The organism is Puia sp. (assembly GCF_036500295.1).
In the GTDB taxonomy this organism is placed as follows: domain Bacteria; phylum Bacteroidota; class Bacteroidia; order Chitinophagales; family Chitinophagaceae; genus Puia.
This window is the reverse complement of the sequence record NZ_DASYCH010000106.1, coordinates 13,113-32,147: the sequence shown is the minus strand read 5'-3', so window position 1 is coordinate 32,147 and position 19,035 is coordinate 13,113. Positions and strand designations below refer to the sequence as shown.

The 19,035-nt window shown below is 53.3% G+C and carries 15 protein-coding genes; 8 read left to right on the top strand and 7 right to left on the bottom strand.

The features are described 5' to 3' along the window. The 4 genes from VGM48_RS20575 to VGM48_RS20560 form a co-directional block, all read right to left on the bottom strand. On the bottom strand, nt 1–3,261 hold a 3,261-nt coding region (locus VGM48_RS20575; RefSeq protein WP_331582314.1), incomplete at its 3' end, for a DUF6443 domain-containing protein. A 27-nt stretch (nt 3,262–3,288) separates the two neighbouring features. Beyond that, entirely contained in the window at nt 3,289–6,312 is a 3,024-nt protein-coding gene (locus tag VGM48_RS20570) for a hypothetical protein (RefSeq protein ID WP_331582313.1), read from the bottom strand. Then, nucleotides 6,276–6,533, bottom strand: a complete 258-nt coding sequence (locus VGM48_RS20565; protein WP_331582312.1) for a hypothetical protein — start codon at nt 6,531–6,533, stop codon at nt 6,276–6,278. The genes VGM48_RS20570 and VGM48_RS20565 overlap by 37 nt, the downstream gene beginning before the upstream one ends. A 39-nt stretch (nt 6,534–6,572) precedes the next feature. Further along, entirely contained in the window at nt 6,573–8,042 is a 1,470-nt protein-coding gene (locus tag VGM48_RS20560) for a hypothetical protein (protein WP_331582311.1), read from the bottom strand. Nucleotides 8,043–8,640: 598 nt separating this feature from the next. On the opposite strand from VGM48_RS20560, the gene VGM48_RS20555 reads away from it, so the two are divergent. Further along, nucleotides 8,641–8,883 carry a cysteine-rich CWC family protein gene (locus VGM48_RS20555; protein WP_331582310.1) on the top strand — a complete coding sequence of 81 codons (243 nt, stop codon included), beginning with the start codon at nt 8,641–8,643 and terminating at the stop codon, nt 8,881–8,883. A 66-nt stretch (nt 8,884–8,949) separates the two neighbouring features. Here the strand turns inward: VGM48_RS20555 and VGM48_RS20550 are convergent, their stop codons facing one another. Further along, the gene (locus VGM48_RS20550; RefSeq protein ID WP_331582309.1) at nt 8,950–9,579 is read right to left on the bottom strand and encodes a hypothetical protein; all 630 of its coding nucleotides are present in this window, start codon (nt 9,577–9,579) and stop codon (nt 8,950–8,952) included. Nucleotides 9,580–9,655: 76 nt separating this feature from the next. Here VGM48_RS20550 and VGM48_RS20545 point away from each other — a divergent pair, with 76 nt between their 5' ends. From VGM48_RS20545 to VGM48_RS20530, 4 genes are all read left to right on the top strand, one after another. Next, complete coding sequence (locus tag VGM48_RS20545) at nt 9,656–10,801, top strand: XdhC/CoxI family protein (RefSeq protein ID WP_331582308.1); 1,146 nt, start codon at nt 9,656–9,658, stop codon at nt 10,799–10,801. Next, the gene (locus VGM48_RS20540; protein WP_331582307.1) at nt 10,794–11,390 is read left to right on the top strand and encodes a nucleotidyltransferase family protein; all 597 of its coding nucleotides are present in this window, start codon (nt 10,794–10,796) and stop codon (nt 11,388–11,390) included. The genes VGM48_RS20545 and VGM48_RS20540 overlap by 8 nt, the downstream gene beginning before the upstream one ends. A 33-nt stretch (nt 11,391–11,423) precedes the next feature. After that, a complete protein-coding gene (locus VGM48_RS20535) occupies nt 11,424–11,990 on the top strand; it encodes a Crp/Fnr family transcriptional regulator (RefSeq protein ID WP_331582306.1) in 567 nt (188 codons plus the stop codon). 89 nt (nt 11,991–12,079) lie between these two features. After that, complete coding sequence (locus tag VGM48_RS20530; protein ID WP_331582305.1) at nt 12,080–13,147, top strand: SDR family oxidoreductase; 1,068 nt, start codon at nt 12,080–12,082, stop codon at nt 13,145–13,147. A 34-nt stretch (nt 13,148–13,181) separates the two neighbouring features. Here VGM48_RS20530 and VGM48_RS20525 read toward each other — a convergent pair whose 3' ends face one another. After that, the gene (locus VGM48_RS20525; RefSeq protein WP_331582304.1) at nt 13,182–13,433 is read right to left on the bottom strand and encodes a hypothetical protein; all 252 of its coding nucleotides are present in this window, start codon (nt 13,431–13,433) and stop codon (nt 13,182–13,184) included. 26 nt (nt 13,434–13,459) lie between these two features. Here VGM48_RS20525 and VGM48_RS20520 point away from each other — a divergent pair, with 26 nt between their 5' ends. Together VGM48_RS20520 and VGM48_RS20515 are read left to right on the top strand one after the other, a co-directional pair. Then, a complete protein-coding gene (locus tag VGM48_RS20520; protein WP_349257100.1) occupies nt 13,460–13,708 on the top strand; it encodes a peptide-methionine (R)-S-oxide reductase in 249 nt (82 codons plus the stop codon). Nucleotides 13,709–13,885: 177 nt separating this feature from the next. Further along, entirely contained in the window at nt 13,886–14,611 is a 726-nt protein-coding gene (locus VGM48_RS20515) for an alpha/beta hydrolase (protein ID WP_331582302.1), read from the top strand. Nucleotides 14,612–14,665: 54 nt separating this feature from the next. On the opposite strand, the gene VGM48_RS20510 is transcribed toward VGM48_RS20515, so the two are convergent. Further along, a complete protein-coding gene (locus VGM48_RS20510; RefSeq protein WP_331582301.1) occupies nt 14,666–16,054 on the bottom strand; it encodes a metallophosphoesterase family protein in 1,389 nt (462 codons plus the stop codon). A 241-nt stretch (nt 16,055–16,295) separates the two neighbouring features. Between VGM48_RS20510 and VGM48_RS20505 the strand changes: the two genes are divergently transcribed. Next, nucleotides 16,296–19,034: a TonB-dependent receptor gene (locus VGM48_RS20505; RefSeq protein ID WP_331582300.1), complete on the top strand. Its 2,739-nt coding sequence runs from the start codon at nt 16,296–16,298 to the stop codon at nt 19,032–19,034. The last annotated feature ends 1 nt before the right edge of the window (nt 19,035 follow it).

Here is a 19,035-nt window from a genome sequence, read left to right as displayed (position 1 = left end):
GGTTTGCATGGTATTTAGCCCCGTTAAGGGGATGGCGCCGCTTTGCCCATTGCCGCTCACATAGTTGAGGCGATTGTCCAGCAGCATCCAATTTAAGTACGCTTTCGGCGTCGAGGTCGTGTTCGTGTCCTTTGACGAAAGGAATGAACCGACGGCGGCATACAACGCCGAAGAGGGATCCGTGAGACTTGTAAAATCACCATGTGCGGCACCCGTCTGCGACACCAGACCCGTAGCCAGGGTATTGAGAACATATTGGAAGGAGCTATGCGGTGGCTGAACGACCCCGTCGAAGGCAAGGGCATTCACGCCGATGTTCAGATTGTCGCCGCTCATCACCTTCAGCAGAATAGAAGGGCCGATATGGGTGGAATACCCATCTGTATTAGCAATCGAGTTGTTAGGGTTGGGTGTACCGGGCTGGACAGGAAACCATCCCGGGTTGGACGTAACACAATTATCGATCCCATAAAAAAGTGCGTCCTCCGTCGTCCGGTATTGGTCCTCCATCGTGGCGATATAATTGGCCGTGTCCCGCTCCTGCGTCAGCAGCACCCGGGTATTACCCAGATGATCCTTTTCCATGAAGTCATATTCCCACCCGTAGGCCGAGTCGCCGGTGGTGTACTTATGGAACGCCCAGCGCGCCCTCCCTTCCTCATGCCCCATGAATTGCAGGGTATCGGTCCCGCCGGAAGGGGTCGCCATCGGAGTTCGCCGCTGATACTGGAAGCCGCCCAGATAGAGAGTAGTGGTGGCGATACCGGCTGCACTATCTATCACCTGTTTTTGCAGCTTGTTGCCGGTGGCATCGTAGGTGTACAAGATATTTCCCTTGCCGTTAATGTGCACTTGCTGCGGCAGGTTGAGGTAGTTGTATACAATGTAGTCGATTTTCTTGTTGTTATCCAGCGTTAAATTGCCGTTCCCATCATAGGAATAGTCGGCCGACTGCTTTGTCCCGGAATAATGGAAGTCGCCGAGCGTACTGTTGGGATCGTTAACTCCGTCAGCCACCTGTGCAAGCTTATTACTGTTCGGCTGATAGGTGTAAGTGAGCTGATCGATCAGTCCCGTGGGACTGCCCAACTTGAATCCATGTTGGTACATCGACAGGATATTCCCGTTGGCGTCGTAGCCAAGACTATCCACCGTAAAATCCATTACCGATTTTCCCCAGCCACTTTGGTTGTCGAGATAAGCGGCCCCGGTCAGGCGGCTGACATTGTCGTAAGTAAAGTCATACTTACGCTCTATCTGATCGCCGGCGCTTTTCCAAACCATACCTGCGATGTTGCCGTTGTAGGTAGGATTTAAATAATTACTTCCGGAAGCGCTGGTAGCCTTTTCGTAGCCTAATTCCAGCCCGAAGTAGTTGGTCCCCGGCCCTGTCTGCGATACATAATCCTTGTTAATATAGGCCAGCCACCCGCGAATATTATACGTATAACTAAGGTTATCGAGGCTTGACCCACTGACGAGGTCTTTGCCTAGCTGTTTCATACTCAATTGCCCTAAGGCGTCATATTGCATACTCGAGATCAACTGATCGCTGCTTGCTCCGTCGATATTCTTCCAGCAATTGATCTCCCGGTACATCGCATCATAGTCAAATTTTGTCATCACCGTGTGACTCTGAGGACCGTTGCCGCCCTTTTGGTGCTGCAACAGATTTCTCAACGGCTTTCCGGAAAAGTCATACTGCGTGGACAGAACATCTGCGCTTCCCGTATAGTTGGTCTGACGCGCCTGGATCACCCGATGATAATCATCATAGAACGAAACAGAAGAAAGGTATTGATTTGTCGTACCTAGTACTCTTGTCAGGGTGCCCGTCACCAGGCCGGCTGTCTGGGAACTTGCCGTCATTTGTTGCGCATATTGCGGCGCTGTATTGTAGCTTGTGACGAATCCCGAGGACGGCGGCGCGGCGTACGAGCCGCTTACTCCAGCCGGAGTCGTCCAATTGTAATTGTCATAGTAGGTGACTGTTAATATATCGAGCGAACCGCTGGAAGCTATGGGATTATTGGCAACCTGAACGGTAGATATTGATTGCCCGGCCACCGTATAATTCGTAACGCTGGTGGTTGCTGTCAATGTGGTCACAGCACTCTGAAGCTGACTCCAGGAGCTGTTGTCCGATAAGAGTCCGGTTATGACTGGCCGGTTCAATGCGTCATATAGGGTAGCCATCCATTTCAGCTGGCTTCGCAGATTGGCGTCCTGGGTCATGACTAGTCTGTCGACAACATCATATACCATAAATACAGGGCCGGCACCAGGCACCTGCTTCATGATTAATCGGTTCCGTTGGTCATACTCATAGCGGAAGCACTGTTCTGCCAGCAAGGTTGAATTAGAGCTCAACACCCAGCCATTACCGGCGAGAACGGCCACGCCTGACGGCTGTATGACACAACGAAGATTGTTGAGATTGTCGTAAATATAACAGGTGCTAAGCGAACCGGAATAGCCGGATCCATTTCCGTTGTCTGTAGCCGTCAGTTCCGTCTTTTTTAACAACGTTTTCCCTTCATTATCTTTGTATTCAATCACCTGCTGACCATTTTCATCCGTAGTTATCGTCTTGTAAAGCGAGCCCGTCGGATAAAAGTTGGTCGTTGTATACGTTGCAAAATTACCCAGTCCGTTGTCAACAACCTGCCAGATAGGAACCGAGTCGACGCCTGTGTTGCCACAATAAAGCGTGCGGACTCCTTTGTTGGAGCCCAGCCAACCATTACCCGGGGGCATCGTCAATAGTGTACGGTCAAGCGGAGAATATTCGAGGTTTGTTTGTGCATACGCATATACTCCATTTTCGACCTGGCCGGCAACAGGACTGTTAGTGCCATTGTAAAAAGCAGGCTGAGCAGTGAGTGCATCCGACTTATAGGTACCATCAATAGTCGCCGCAGCATATGGAAGGTATTGCTTGCTTGGTCTGGCGACATCGTCAAATCCCTTTAGGCTGACCAAATCTCCGGTAAGCGCCGAAGCGGTAACAAGAGACCCCTGCTTAACTACGGTCTGCACGGGTCGGCCAAGCCCATCCAAGTAGTTCGATGTTGGTCTGGCCTCGTTAACAGGCCGGGTGATCACCGCATTGGGATCGAGATCCGGCGCCGTGATCGTCCAACTGCGCACGTAGTTGATCTGGGCAAAGAGGCATTGAGCTGCCAGGCACAATGAAAGTGTCAGCAAGGTCGCTTTCGTCATCCTGGCGATAAACTTTGTATTGCTATTGTGGATGCTCATATCTTTTCGTATTTGGCACATCGCTTATTATATGGGATAGGAGAAGGAGGAAAAGGTAATAGTGGTATGGGCGCTGATCGTTGCACCGCAACTCACTTTTATCTCACCAGCACTGGTAACGGTGACGGTCCAGACATTGCCTCCGACTGCCGTAACGGGGAAAGATCTGTTGGCAGAAGGCACACAGTCGTTTGTGACTACACCAATGGTATACGTAACCCCGCTTGAGATCGGATTATTCGAGTTCCAGGTAAGGTGTCCGGTTACCACCCCGCCATTCATGTTGACACCTTCCGTCGGCGCGCTAAAGCCGGTGTTCATGATAATTGACCCTGGGAACGGCGGACCGGTACTTAGATCGAATGTATTCGGCAGATTGGCGTTCACGTTACTGAATGAAAAGCTTTGTCCTATGTAGGTTACGCCATTATATAACAATTGAGCATTCGCGGTCAATGCATTGTCGGGTGTAAGCGTGACGCTATAAGAGCCGGGAGCCAGGTTAGCGAAGACGGTTGGGGGTGATCCCTGATTGATCGTATAAGGTACTGATCCGGTTGCAGGACTGGTTAACGTAGCCGTCCACGATGTCGTCGTGGTATTGGTAGCAGTCAAAGAAGTACTAAGTACGTCAGAAGCTCCATCCGGCATACCCGCATACCCATAGGCGAACCGCTTTACCACATTAAGGTGCTGGTCCTGCACATAAGCCAGCCTGCCATCACCATCATAATTGAAATAGCTTGTTACGCCGGAAGGATCAGTTTGAGAAGTCATCCCGGTGAACACATCGTAAGTATAAGATGTTACCAGTGCATTTGGCAGGCCGGTACGTAACTTATTTAATTCCGTCCTAAGCGCTCCATCGTCGGACGGACTGTTTACGATAGCGGAATTGACGTGCCCGTTGGCCGAAAGAAAATCAGCTCCAATAATTCTTGCAACGGGAAAACGCTTCCCATAGCCCCATAAGAATGCTTCTTTTACGCCATTCGGCAGCTGGCGTTCGCACAAGTGTCCTTGTGGGTCATAGTAATTGTACAGGAATCGGGTCTCCAATGGGTCGCTTCCGGTCTGCACCTGAGTGTACTGCGGGACAAAGACATTGACGGTGGGACTAGTGTAGTTTTGGTTGATAAAACTCACAGGAGACCCATTCCGCGTTACCGTAGTCGATAATACAGGGGAGAAAATGTGAGCTGCAATCATGCCGTTGATAATCGAAGAGCCCGAGCTCTGCTGATCAATCGGATATTGATAAGAGGTGAGAGTCGAACCGCCATCAGAAGCAAAGTGTTGTTCCGACTGCAGTTGAAAAAGGGAGTTGTACGTATAATAGGTTCGATTGGTGACGGCCGACCCATTTAAATAATCTGTTTCCACTACGCTATCCTTCAGTGTAGTATATGTTTTGTTCGGAGAAACCAGGATAGTAGCTGCCCGCCAGCCATTTGGACTAAAGAAAGCCCCCGTATTCCCAACGCTCCCCTGAACATTATCCAATGCACGAATGTCATAAAAGTTCTGGCTATAGTTGGCCTGGTGGTAATAATAATTGACAGTCTTTACCCAATTATTGGAAGTGTTGAAATATTGTTCCTGCAGGAGCTTTCCATCCAAATTCCCGGCAGGTGATGGTGGAAAGGCAGATTTGCTTAAGTTAATGAATTGAATCGTGGACACATTTGGAGGATTGATCGGCCATGCCGGAGGATCAACCTGAAAACCGGAATAGGGTGTCGGTACGTTAAACGCTTTGACTATTTTCCCATTGGTTTGACTAGTTGGCCCCGATTGAGTGATAGTAACGGCGGGATAGGCGATCAACAGGTCGTTGTCGTTGGAAAACCCATTGGAAGAAATGTTAAATTGATCCGTAACTGGGCCGGGATTAACTGGTCCACTCGCCAGTTTATAAATTTCAGTCTCATAGTTCACACGCCCCATAAAAACCCCCTGAACATATGAATAGCCGGTGCTATTAGTCAGACTACCAGACGCCGCATAATTTCTGATAGTTTTTATGCGTAAACCACCCCCAATGCCAGTGGCAGCGTTGCTTTGGTGTGGCTCAAATTCAAAGGAGGTGCTTCCGCCGGTAGGATAGGTAATACTTTGCAAACTCATAGCCAGCACGGACGTGACGTCGCAATTTCGATTGGCCGAGCCCTCATAGGATGGATATCCCAGCGAAGAAGCAATTCCGATAGCGGGAATAAGTGAGGTTGGATTGGCATCATGCTGGTAGTTATTGGCGGCATTGTAATAGCCCCAATGGTCCTGCGAATAGGACAACTTGTCAATCAGCGTGGAATTGTAGGCGAATTGAAAGGGCGGCAGGTCATTTATTTTCAGAGCATCCAGTCTAAGTCGAATGTTATGACAAGCGAAGTAGGCCGACAACGAAAAATTTGGCCCGTCCGGTAAATTGGTAAAACCGCCATATCCGGCCAAATGGGCGTTTACCGGAGCGGTGAAATAGGTGTAATTAAATTTAGCCATCTTCCAGACCCGCCCTGTCTGTCGTTCTTTGACCGTGATCTGATCCAATCGCTTGCTTCCCGAACCATAAATATCATTTCTTGCCCCCAACGAAAAATCCGCTTCCATATCCGGAGATTGGATGCTGGTAAGGTAGTAAGGCGAAAGGATCCCCTGGTTTTGACCACCGCCTGATTGGGATTGACTGATATCTACGGTACCTACGCCATTGACCCCAAAAGTCGTAAAACCACTCGGGCTCACCATCGGGTAGGAAGAACCGAAATTGGCATAGTTAAATTGAATATAGTCACCGCTAGGATGAACGACTTTCGTAAGAAGATAGGCTGAAATCACCGGAGCTATCTGCCTTACATTAGCCGGCAAAGTGAAGGTAGTGATCTCCGTCAGGTTAAAATAATATACAACTCCGTCGTTATCCGTAATAACAAAGGAACCGATCCCCCCCGCGGCATTCAATGTCGGTTGAATTTTAAACGTGGACTGCTCACCTTTGAACGTAAGATTACCGGTCACCTTATCATAGAAAAAGGCAAAGGAATGTCCCATAAAATTCGCTCGAAAGATATCGGTATCGAGATATCGGGTGTACCGGTCAGTTCATTTACCGGCACTTTACCGAATTGCTCGATCCCTTCGGCTTCAGGGGTTTTTGATACCGTGACGTTGTAATAGCCTTTAGTAGCGTCAGCATTCGTAGGCTGCTGTGCCTGCGCTGTTAAGGCCAGAAAAAAAAGAACCGGGAAGATCAGTCTATACTTGAAGTTCATAAAAATGCATTTGTTCATCGTTGTTCTTGGATAATCGCGTTAGTTAAAGGAGTAGCCCACCCGAAACACGATCGGCTGCGTCTTCGGCACCGCCTGATAACTCAGGAAATCCCATAGCAGGCTGATATTCGTCTTCTTGAAGACCTTACTCTTCGTCGAAACAGTCTTCGTCACCCCGATAAGCCCGCTCTTCGTCCAGTATTCCAGCTGCTTGAGCTGCTGATACGAAGTAAACGGCGTGGTATAGTTGTACTCAAACCCGCCACTCGCCGAGAAAGTACCCTTGATCCTGATCTGCAGAAACGACCGGAGGCCGATCCCCTCGCTGCTGAAGGCGATATGCTGGATCCCGTTGCCCCAGCCCAGTTTGTAGCTGGCGCCGACACCGATGATATTGTTATGCCCCAACTTATAGCCGAGCGAAAAACCGAAGTCGGTAACTGTGGGAAACATATAGTTGTTGCGGGTGGTCTGGAAGTTGACGCCATATTCCAGGCGGCGCCAAATGGTCTTTGTCTTCTGGTCATTAGGTGTGAAGTCCGGCATGTCCGCATTGCCGTTACCCGCGCCGAGCGTGCTTAACTTGCTCTTATAGTCGTCCAGTTGGGAGTTGGCCGACTGGAGACTCGACTGAAGGGCTGCATCGCCGCCCGCCCCGCCGGCCTTCACCTGGTTTTGGATCTGCTCGGCGACCTGTTCCTTTGTCTGCAGTCCCGACAGCGAGGCGGCCGAACCATAATTCCCCGGGATCCGGAAGAGCCCGGCGAGTTGGGAGTGCTGCTGCATAAAGGTCTGGAACGCGGGCAGCTTGCCGAGAACACTCAGCGCCTTTTGCTCCAGCTGATCGGGGTTGTTCCACATCTCCTTGTATTGCCGCAACTGCTGCGAGTAATAGTAGACGTCCTGCTGCATCCCGGCATAGGTTTTACCGAGCAGCGGCTGGAGATCGGCATGCTTTGCGAGATAGGCCCCGATCTGCTGTTTGCGCTGCTGAACATAGGCTTTGGCAAGATCGGCATCCTGCATCTTTGCCTGCAACGCCTGAAGCTGCGTGCCCGCACCCTGGAGCTGGGATAGATTCGTGATGCCGGCGGTGAGCAGCTGCGGATTTTGTTTCAGGAAAGCCACCGAACCCTGAAGCGAGTCGAGATAAGGCTGGTACGTGCCGTTCAGCAGTGCGTGGGCGCTGCCCGAGTCCGTTTGTATCCGCGCACCCAGGGCCGCATATTGGCCAGCGGAATTGGCAAACAATTGTTTCGCCGCCGACGAATCCGTCGTCGCGAGTTTCTGCCGCAGCCTTTCCTCGCGCCGGGCCATCTTTTGCAGATAGCGTTGGGTCTGCCGGGTGAGCTGGTCGTTCAAGCTCGCTGCCCTGGACCGGATGCGACCGAGTAACTTTGTCGGGAAATTGATGACCTTGTCGGCCGATGAGTCGACGGCCTGGGCATGAGCGGGGCTTAGGGCCAGGCATAACAAGGCCAGGCCGCATAAAGCGGGGATTTTTAGCATGAAGCCGGGATTAGGAGTGCTTAGCCTGCCGGAGATATCCGGGGCTCGACGTTACAAAACGGGATCAGTAAACAAACGGGAGATAAAAAAGGTGGGGCGCGCTTTGGCACGCGTGCATGAGCAGTCAGGAGGTTCATGTAAGCAGACGGTTTAGAGTTTAGGTATTACGGCGGTTGCTAAGAGTGGGTACGAACGGCGGAAAGGATAAAGCGGAAAGGTTTGAGAGTAACGCTGCGAAGTAAAGGAAAAACTTTTACATTTTTATAAGGGCAAACTCGGAGTATGCAGTTTTGTGCCCCGTACGACGCCTCTCAAAAGACAAAGAGGTCGAATTGCGCGCATGTCAATAAACAGATGAGCGAGTTGAATTTCAGGATAAGCGTGAAGGAATGAATGATAATCGTGTAATCCCTTTTTAGGCTTTGGTCGGGTGAGCCAAGGAAAAAGCAGGATGAAAATACCGTGAAAAAACGTTAGAAATTTTGCGAAAATTCGCAAGTTCGCAAGATTGGCGGGCTATAACACGCACAGGAAGCCAAAGACAACCACCGATAGACCATCCGCTGAACGGATCAATAGAATTCTTTATCTTCACCCTATGTGCAAGCATGAAACAAAACATTGCGGACGTTGCAACACTCCCTTCGAATGCAAAGTGGGCAATATTTTGCAATGCCAGTGCAATGGCATCTCCCTGTCGGATGCGGAAAAGCAATTCATCGCCGCCAACTACGCCGACTGTCTCTGCCGAAACTGCCTGCTCGCAATAAAAAAGGAAACGGTCTTCCGATCGGCCGAAGAGAACAGGCAGCTCTTAAATTCCATTGTAAAAACCCGATAAAGGCGCGCAAGGCCTTCCTCGATCCCTGCATTCCTCCGTCCACATCTCCTTCAATCCGCACCTCTCTCAATCCTCGCTTTGCAGGTTCTCCCACAACAGACGCTTGCCATTCCAGGAAAAAGTGAGGAACGTCGTCCCCTGACAACCCTCCGATTCGTCGGCCGCCGGCTTTGCCTTTGCCTTCCACTGTGGATTTGCATTCAGATCGAAATGCAGTACTACCATCGTGTCACCGGACACCTCCGCGACATAGGAGGTAAAACATTGCAGGTCCGGCAGGATCTCGCTATAGCCGACACTATCCTTCGTCAACAACCGGTTCCAGTCGGCCTGCCGCACAAGGGTCCGGATCTCGGCCCGGATCACCGAATCCACCGGCGGCGCATAGCGGTTATACATTTCCGCGGTGAGGAAGGTTGTCTTCGTCTCCTCCGCATACAATGCCGAATCCACGCTGAACATGGTAGCATTGCCATAAGGCAGCGGCCACCGGATCAACTCCCCGATGCTCGCCTTGTCACCCGACGCAAGCGTGGAATCCAGATGCCGGATGGCGGCGACCAATGCGACCCGGGGGTTTTCGGGCTTTGGGGATGCGGCGGTGTCCACAGCCGCCTTTCCCGGTTCATGGGAGGCAGATTGACAGGCCAGGGAGAAGAGCGGTAAGAGGAAATACAAGCGGGCAGGCAGGTTCATATCGTTAGGTTAGACCCTCAAGATAGCAGACAGCCGGCAAAAAGGCAAATAATGAAAATTGCAGTAAATTACAGGCATGAAAGAGATCGGAGACATCCTCCAGTCCTTTGCCCGGGCCCGAACGGAAGGGAAGAAAGCGGCCCTTGCCACGGTCGTCCATGTCGAAGGATCATCCTATCGCCGGCCCGGCGCCCGCATGCTCGTCACCGACGACGGCCAGCTGACCGGCGCCATCAGCGGAGGCTGTCTCGAAGGTGACGCCCTTCAGAAGGCGCTGCTGGCCATTCACCAACAGCAGAACAAGCTCGTCACCTATGACACCACCCATGATGACGATATGGAATTCGGCATCCAGCTAGGCTGCAACGGGATCGTTCATATCCTGTTCGAGCCCATCCATATCGACGAGCCCTGCAATCCCATACAGCTTTTGGAAGAAGCAGTCCGCGAACGAAAAAATACCGTTCTGGTCACGCTTTTTTCGCTTCTCCGCGATCAGCAGCAGCCCGGAACAAGCCTCCTGTATGCAGACGGGAATATCCAATCACGCCTGGCCGAATCCCTCCGGCAACAAGTGCTCGCCGATGTCCAATCCGCCTTCCGCGACAAAGTCTCCTCCTTTACCGTGTATGATGCCAATGCCCAGAACCTCCACGGTTTTATCGAGTTTCTCAGTCCTGCCCCCGCATTGGTGATCGCAGGCGCCGGCAATGATGTCCTCCCCCTGGTCGAACTGACCTCTCTTTTGGGCTGGCACACTACCATCGTAGACGGAAGACCCCATTACGCAACGCCCAAACGATTTCCAAAGGCAGACCGCGTATTGGTCGCCAAACCGCAGGAGGTCCTGCCACAACTGAGCCCCGATGCACAGACCACCTTTGTGCTCATGACCCATAACTACCAGTACGATCTCGCGCTGCTGCGGGAGTTGATCCGGGCAACAACGCCCTATCCCTATATCGGCCTGCTCGGCCCCCGAAAGAAACTCGACCGGATGCTGGACGAGCTCCGTCAGGACGGCATCCACCCCGATGACCACCAGCTGGCGGCCCTTCACGGCCCCGTCGGCCTCAACATCGGCGCCGAAACCGCCGCGGAGATCGCCATCTCTATCGTCGCCGAGATCAAAGCCATGCTCTCCGGCAGGGACGGCGGCCCGCTAAAAGCAAATCCCGCCTCCATTCACAATCGCCCCGGCATCATTTCCAACCATGGATAACACCGGCATCATCATCCTGGCGGCAGGCAACTCCTCCCGGCTCGGCCGTCCAAAGCAACTCCTCCCCTACCAGGGAACCACCCTCCTCGCGCATGTCGTCACCGAAGCGCTGGCAGCCAACCTGCACCCCGTTGTCGTCGTCACCGGAGCTTTCGCCAACGAGATCACCACCGCCCTTCCCGTAGAGAAGATACAAATCGCCCATAACCCCCGCTGGCAGGACGGGATGGCCGGCTCGATCGTCATCGGGCTTAACGCCATCCAAAATGCCCAACCCGCACCAGCCGCCGTCATCATCGCCGTTTGCGACCAGCCCCATCTTACCACCCAACTGCTCCAAACCCTGCTGCACACCCGGGCCACCACGCAAAAGGGCATCGTCGCCTGCATCTATTCCGAGGCCATCGGAACCCCTGCCCTTTTCACCCGGCATTATTTCGACGCGTTGTCGACGCTCTCCGGTAACGAAGGCGCAAAAAAGCTGCTGCGCCAATACCCGGACGACCTTGCCCTGGTTCCCTTTCCAAAAGGAGCTATCGATATCGACACCGCCGAAGACTACGAATCCCTGACGTCGCAAGGAAACTAAATGCCTAATTTTGCACTTGACTAATTTTCACCCGTGGAAGAAATACTCCGCCAACAAATAGAACAGATCGTTCCGCTCACCGACGACGAGTTTACTCAGATACTGACGTATTTCGGCGAAAGAAAATTCAAAAAGAACCAATACCTGATCCAGGCGGGCGATTATGCGCCAAATGATTTCTTCGTCACCAAAGGTCTCCTCAAATCATCGTTCACCGACGAACACGGCAAAGAGCATATCCTGCAGTTCGCCATGGAAAACTGGTGGATGTCCGATCCCCAGGCCTATCACAACAGCTTAAAAGCAAGTTTGAACGTTTCCTGCCTGGAAGACACGCACACCTATTTTATTTCGTTGGACAACCGGGAAAAGCTCTGCGCCGACTGGCAAAAGATGGAACATTTCTTCCGCAAAAAAACCCAGGCAGGGTATGTCGCCTTACAGCGAAGGATCCTATCGCTGATGAGCCAGACCGCCGCGGAACGCTATACACAATTCGTCCAACTCTATCCACAGCTGCTGCAACGCGTTCCGAAAGCGCTGATCGCCTCCTACCTTGGCGTATCGCGGGAAACGCTGAGCCGGCTTTTCCTCCACTAGTGTGATCTACCTCACACCCATTTTGTGAGGCAGGTCCTGGGCCGCCGCTTCGAATCGGCCGAACTTCGCCGCACAAAAGAAATAACGATATGGAGAAAACAGCATTGGTTGTCGGCGCCAGCGGCATCACCGGCAGCATTCTTTCTGAGAAACTGATCGCAAGCGGATGGAGAACATTTGGCCTGGCCCGGAATCCATCGAATGAAATAGCGCATCTGACGCCGGTTGCAGCCGACCTCCTGGACCCGACAGGTCTCGCCAACGCCCTGACCGGTATCGCCCCCACACACGTATTTTTCACCAGCTGGATGCGCCAGGACTCCGAGGCCGCGAATATCCGCGTGAACAGCGCGATGGTCAAAAACCTGCTGGAGGTGCTGTCGCCCAAGCATTCGCTTCAGCACGTTGCGCTCGTTACCGGGCTTAAACATTATCTGGGTCCCTTTGAAGCCTATGCGCAGGAAGGGTTCCGGCCCGTAACGCCCTTGCGCGAAGAGCATCCGCGGCTCGACCTCGAAAACTTCTACTATGCCCAGGAAGATGAGGTCTACAGCGCCGCCGGACGGGACGGGTTTGGCTGGAGTATACACCGGCCGCATACCATTATCGGAAAAGCGGTGGGAAATAGGATGAATATCGGCACTACGCTCGCGGTCTACGCCAGCATTTGTAAGGAGACCGGCCGCAAATTTCGATGGCCGGGTTCTTCCGCGCAATGGAACGGCATCTCGGATATGACGGATGCGCGTGTGCTGGCCGATCACCTTATCTGGGCTTCCACCACCCCGGCCGCCCGTAACGAGGCCTTCAACGTGGTCAACGGCGATATATTCCGATGGAACTGGTTATGGCCGCAGCTGGCCGATCGGTTCGGGGTCGAGGCGACCGGCTTCGATGGAACGGTCCATCCGTTATCGGAAGAATTGGGCCGGGACCACTCCCTATGGAAAGAGATCGCCAGGCGCCACGGGCTCAAAGAACCCGACCTCGATCGCCTTGCTTCCCCATGGCATACCGATCTCGACCTGGGCAGGCCGATAGAAGTGATGACGGATATGTCCAAAAGCCGCAAACTGGGCTTTACCGTTTACCAGCCTACAAACGAATCGTTCTTCGATCTTTTCGACCGGCTTCGCCGGGAGAAGCTGATCCCGTAGGATCTGGCAGAAAGCGATCCCGTCAAATCCGGTGCTATTCATAGAATTCCAGAATATAATTCCCAATCGCCTTTACCAACCCTTCCGGCCGGTCGGCGCCGGAAGGGTCCTTTTCGCTCCAGCCATTGTCGCCGCAGCACAGATACGCAAACAACTTATCGCCGAGGGTCACGCGGAAATACACCGGCATTCCGCTCTTGCCGGTTTCCGTGGAGGGCGTGATCCTCCCGGTATAATGCTGGCCGGCGAAATCCAACGTGAGGGGAAATGTCTTTTCATCGTTCATGAGATGTTTACCAAAAAAATTGTGCCATGCCCCGCTTCCCCGGGGTCCAGCCCCGCCTCCGCCTATTGTACCCTGCCGCCGGCGCTCTATGCCACCGCAAGAGAACAGGCCACCGAAAAGGCCTTTACCGGGCCGACAACTCCTACGGAATGCAACGCACAGAAGTCCTTTGCGCCCGCTGCAACTCCCATCCCGGTTATATCTTCGAAGACGGACCGCCCCACGCATATACGATCTTGCATGAACTCCATCTCCCTGGACTTTCAGCCGGATAAGTAGAATGTACAGTGGCCTCACGCGTCAATTGACGAAATATCGACAATCGCTGTCGTCACTCCGCAGATTGCCGGGATATCTTATTTTCTCCCACAGGTAAGAAGATGACAATCACGCGACTAAGTCCGACCGAGACTTGGCCCCAAACTGGATTCGTCAAAGAAAACCATTAAAACATGCAAACAACAATTTCTCCGGCAAAAGATCGGGTAAACAACATCGTATTGGTACATGGCGCCTTCGCCGACGGTTCGGGATGGCAGCGAGTCTATACGATCCTCAAGGCCCGTGGCTACCGGGTAAGTGTAGTGGGCAATCCCAACACGAGCGTGGAAGAGGACGTATTGGCCACGCAAAGAGTCCTGGACCGGCAGGACGGCCCCTGTATCCTGGTGGGCCACTCCTACGGCGGCGCGATCATCACCACCGCAGGCAATTCGGCGAAAGTTGCCGGATTGGTCTATGTCGCCGCCTTCGCCCCTGACAAAGGCGAGACCCTGGGCGCATTGCTTGCATCCTATCCCCATGATCCCCTCTCCGGCATCGGTGAACCGGTCGATGGCTTTGTATGGTATGACCTGGAAAAATTCCATGCGGGCTTTGCCGGCGACCTGTCCCGGGAAGAATCCGAATTCATGTCCGACTCACAGGTTCCCGTAGCGGCTTCCGCATTCGGGCATGTCTTCGGGGAACCGGCCTGGAGGTCGAAGCCCACCTGGTACATCGCCGCTTCGCAGGATCACTCTATTCCGCCGGCGCTTGAACGTTTTTTTGGTAAGAGAACGGGCGGAACCTTCTCCGAGATAGACGGCAGCCACCTGATCTTCATCTCGCATCCCGAGGAAGTCGCAACGGTCATCGAAGCGGCGGCGGTCAACGCATTGATTCCCGCCAGGAACTGATCTTCCCTGCACTCCGACTGATCTAACGGACCCTTCCCGCCCGGGAAGGGTCCGTTAGTTGTTCGTCATCACAAACCCATCTCTCACCACCCCATCCGCGCAGATCCACCGGAATACGAGCCGGTCCCCGGAGATCTCCAGCATCGGCGCGCCGCCATGCTCCGCATCCGAGAAATACATCGCATTATGCGGAAAGCTCGCCTGTTGCCCGCCCAACTTCCCCGCCGACCCCGCCACCACATAAACGGTGCCCGGACCACCCACTCTTTTCGCGTATGGAGCCGAGCCCGGGGAACCATCATCCCGCCCCGAAGAAAGACTCAGGTCATATTTCGCCGAGTCGAAGGCCTGCTCATTCCCATAGTATCCCCGCATCAACCGGCTTCGTTCGTAAGCATGGCTATGACCGCATAACACCAGATCGACCCCATAGCGCTCGAGGATACGGATAAAATTTTCGCGGATATGCACCAACTCCGCCTCCTGATCGCTATTGTGCGAACCCATCGTAAACGGCGGATGATGCCAGTAGGCAATGACCCATCCCCTCCCCTGCCGGCGCCAGGCTTCCAGATCCTTTTTTATCCATTGCACCTGCGGCCCCAACGTATCATACAGCCGGTATTCACCCTCCTCCTTCCCATAGGAGTCCAGCGAAAGGAAGTGCGCATTGCCGATCGTAAAGGAATAGAACGCCTGGGTATGCGAAGGCACACCCCCCGACTCCCCATTTTCAGGAACGGAAAAGTTCTGATAGTACGCCACACTATGCGTCTTCTGCGCCAACGCCGCCGAAAATTCCTTATCGTGATAGTCATGATTGCCCGGGGCGGGAAACAACGGGTATTTCTTCAAAAGACTCTCTTTGTAGACATTGAAGAAGTTGGACTGGAACTCCGCGTCGGTCCCATCCGTATAGGCATTATCACCCAGCAGGATCCATGCGTTGAGATAGGCCGTATCGAGATGTTTAAGGAACTGATCGCGCACCGACCGCTGGTTCACCGAATTATTTCCGCAATCCCCAAACACGCCCACCCGGATAGTCCCCGTACTGCCAAAAGCCGGTAAGGTAGAGAAATAGTTATCGCTGCCCGTCGACAGCGTATCCTTGATCCCGCCGACCATATAATAATACCTGGTCCCCGGCGTCAACCCCTTCAACAGCACGCGGTGCTCGGTAACCAGAGAAGAATCATCCGAAAGAGAGGTCATCGCATCCGGTGACAACCCATACCGGACCCGGCTCCTCGCCGACGCATCGGTCCGCCAACGGATCAGCATCGACCTGGGAGTCGCACATTGAAGATAAGGTCCGCGGATCAACACCGGCTTCACCGTCGGCGGCTTACCCCCTTCGTCATCTTCTTCCTTGTGAACCTTCTGTGCCAGTAATACATACGAAAAAAACATCGCGGCGAGAATGAATGCACATTTTTTCATAGCCGCAAACTTAAACCCAAAACCAACTACTGCCGGGTTAAGGAAACATCAACACATTCTGTGCATAAGCTGGAAACACTCTGGAAAGATCCTGCGCAGATTTAAGATAAATCTCATTTATGAAGTAGCGGTTATGAAATCAAAAACTATCCGCCATCAAATTCTTAACTCCTTATTAATTCACCCCGAAACAAAATTCCACTTCCTCAACAAATATACTTTCGCTGCAAAACCAAGCTGCATGAAATTGCCCGCGCTACTAACCCTCCTCTTCCTTGCGCAAACAGTATTTGCACAGAATTCGGGCAGCGTCAATGGAAAGGTGATGGGAAAAAATAAAGAACCACTTGCCGGCGCCTATCTATCCCTGAACGGCTCCCGACAAAAGACAACCACCGACAACGAAGGCAACTACAGCTTCCTGAACCTGCAACCCGGTGACTATACCCTGACCATCGAGTTCATCGGCGCCACCACCCTCGCCCGGAAGTTTACCATCCACCCCGGCCAACGGACCACGCTCGACCTCCTCCTGGACCAAAACAATGCTGCGCTGCAGGAAGTAAATGTCTTCGGCCGCATCAGCCAGGAAGAAGAAGCCGGCTCACGACAACGCGAAAAGCACGCCAACAATATTCTAAATGTGATCTCGGCACAGGCTATGGAGCGTTCGCCAGATATTAATGCCGCCAACGTCCTCCAGCGCATGAGCGGGCTCACCATCCAGCGCAACGGGGGCTCCGACGAAGCCTATCCCATCATCCGCGGTCTCGATCCGCGTTACAACAATACCCTGGTCAACGGCATCAAGATCGCCGGCCCCGATGATAAATCCCGGTACGTGCCGCTCAACATCGTCCCGTCGGACCTCCTGGGCAGTATCGAGGTTCACAAGTCCCTCCTGCCGGAAATGGAAGGGGACGCCATCGGCGGTTCCGTGAACATGATCATGAAAGACGCACCCGAACGCCCCGTGTTCAAAGCCCTAGGTTCCATCGGCTACAGCAAGATCTTTCTCGACCGGAAATTCCAGAACTTCACCAAGGCCGATATCCAACAAAAAAGTCTCAACGAACGCTTTGGCTCCGCATACACCGCTCAACCCAACGATTTCAGCCGCGGCAACCTCGATTTCACCAAAACCCAACCCCCACCCAACAGCGTAGCCGCCGTCACCTGGGGTCGCCGCTTTGCAAAAAACCGGCTCGGATTACTGGTCGCCGGAAATTTCCAGGACCAATACTATGGCAGCGATGCCATCTACAACCAGGCGGCGCCCAATGTGCATGCCAACGGCGCACCCGGGCTCTCGGATTATGCCAACCGCTTTTTCTCGACGCGACAGATGAATAACGGCGTCACCGCCCACCTCGACTATACGATCAACCCGCGAAACAAGATCACCCTCACCGATGTCTTTTTATATACGTATATCGCCCAGGCCCGGACGATCATCGACACCGCGATCCTCGGCGGCAACGGCGGCCGCACCGTGCCCGGCACCGGTCCGGTCTCGACGGACTATACCTCCATCACCAGCCGCCAATGGCTCGAGAACATCAAACTCGAAGGAAAGCATATCCTCTCGAAACATTTCCTCGCCGACTGGACCGGGGTCTTCTCCTATGCCGCCAAACGCACCCCGGATATGGCTGATCTCTCCCTGAACTCGAAGATCGACACCACCCACACGACAAGCGATATCCACGGCCCTTACACCTTTATCACCACACCCAATTACTTCGACGATATCACCCGCATCTGGCAACACAACCATGACCAGGACATCGACGGGATGTTCAACCTCAGCTACCGGTCGGGTATCCACACTACCGGGACCCTCGAGCTAAAAGCCGGCGGGCTCTACCGCCATAAGACCCGGTTCAATCTGCAGGATGAGTACGACCTCAAACCGACTACCAACGCAAACGGCGTCAAGCAGGTGTTCACCGATATCAACACCGCGCAATGGACAGTCTACAACACCAGCGGTACCTATGACTACGACCTCAACAACTACCGGATCCACGAAGATATCAGCGCCGGCTATGGCGAGATGAAACTGTCCTTCCCCCGCTTCGACCTCTTCGGCGGCGCCCGGATCGAACATACCCAACAGGGCTACAAACTGAATACCTTTTACCCCACGGGGATCAACGCCGTCGACAAGGATTATACCGATGTCCTCCCCAGCGTGATGGCAAAAATTAAACTTAACGACCGCACCAATCTCCGGCTGTCCTATTATAAGGCCATTGCCCGGCCCAACTACTACGACCTCGTCCCCGCTACCCGGTTCAGCACGACCACGGCCAATTCCACTACCGGCAACCCCTATCTCAACCACACCACCGGCGACAACTACGATATCCGGTACGAATGGTATCCGCGCGCCGAAGAACAGGTCTTCGCGGGGATATTTTACAAAAAGCTGCAGAACCCCATCGAGAATGCCTATGTCTCCGGTACCGTCGACAAACCCCAGAACTTCGGCAATGCCACCGATTATGGCGCGGAGCTGGCCTTCACCCGGTATTTCGGTCGTTTTGGGATCACGGGTAATTACACCTACCTCTACTCGAAGATCTCCTCGACCAAGTCCTACTACGATCTTACGACAGGCTACAGTAATCCCGATACGCTGCAAAAACGTTCGTTACAAGGTCAGACCGACCATACCCTCAATCTTTCCCTGCTGTACAAAAACCCCAAACAGGCGTTCTTCGCCGAGCTGGCCTTCCAGTACATCGGCAAGTCCATCGCCGTCGTCTATCCCATCTATGGATACGATTATTACCAGCGCCCGCAATCCAACCTCGCGCTTTCCGCCGAAAAAGGCCTGCGGAATCGTCACTTTACGCTTTTTACCAAGTGGAACAACCTCCTGAACACCCCAAACAAGGCCCAGATCAACGACCTGCTGGTACAACGGGAGATCACCAAATTCAACGCCAGCATCGGGCTGCGCTATTCAAATTGAC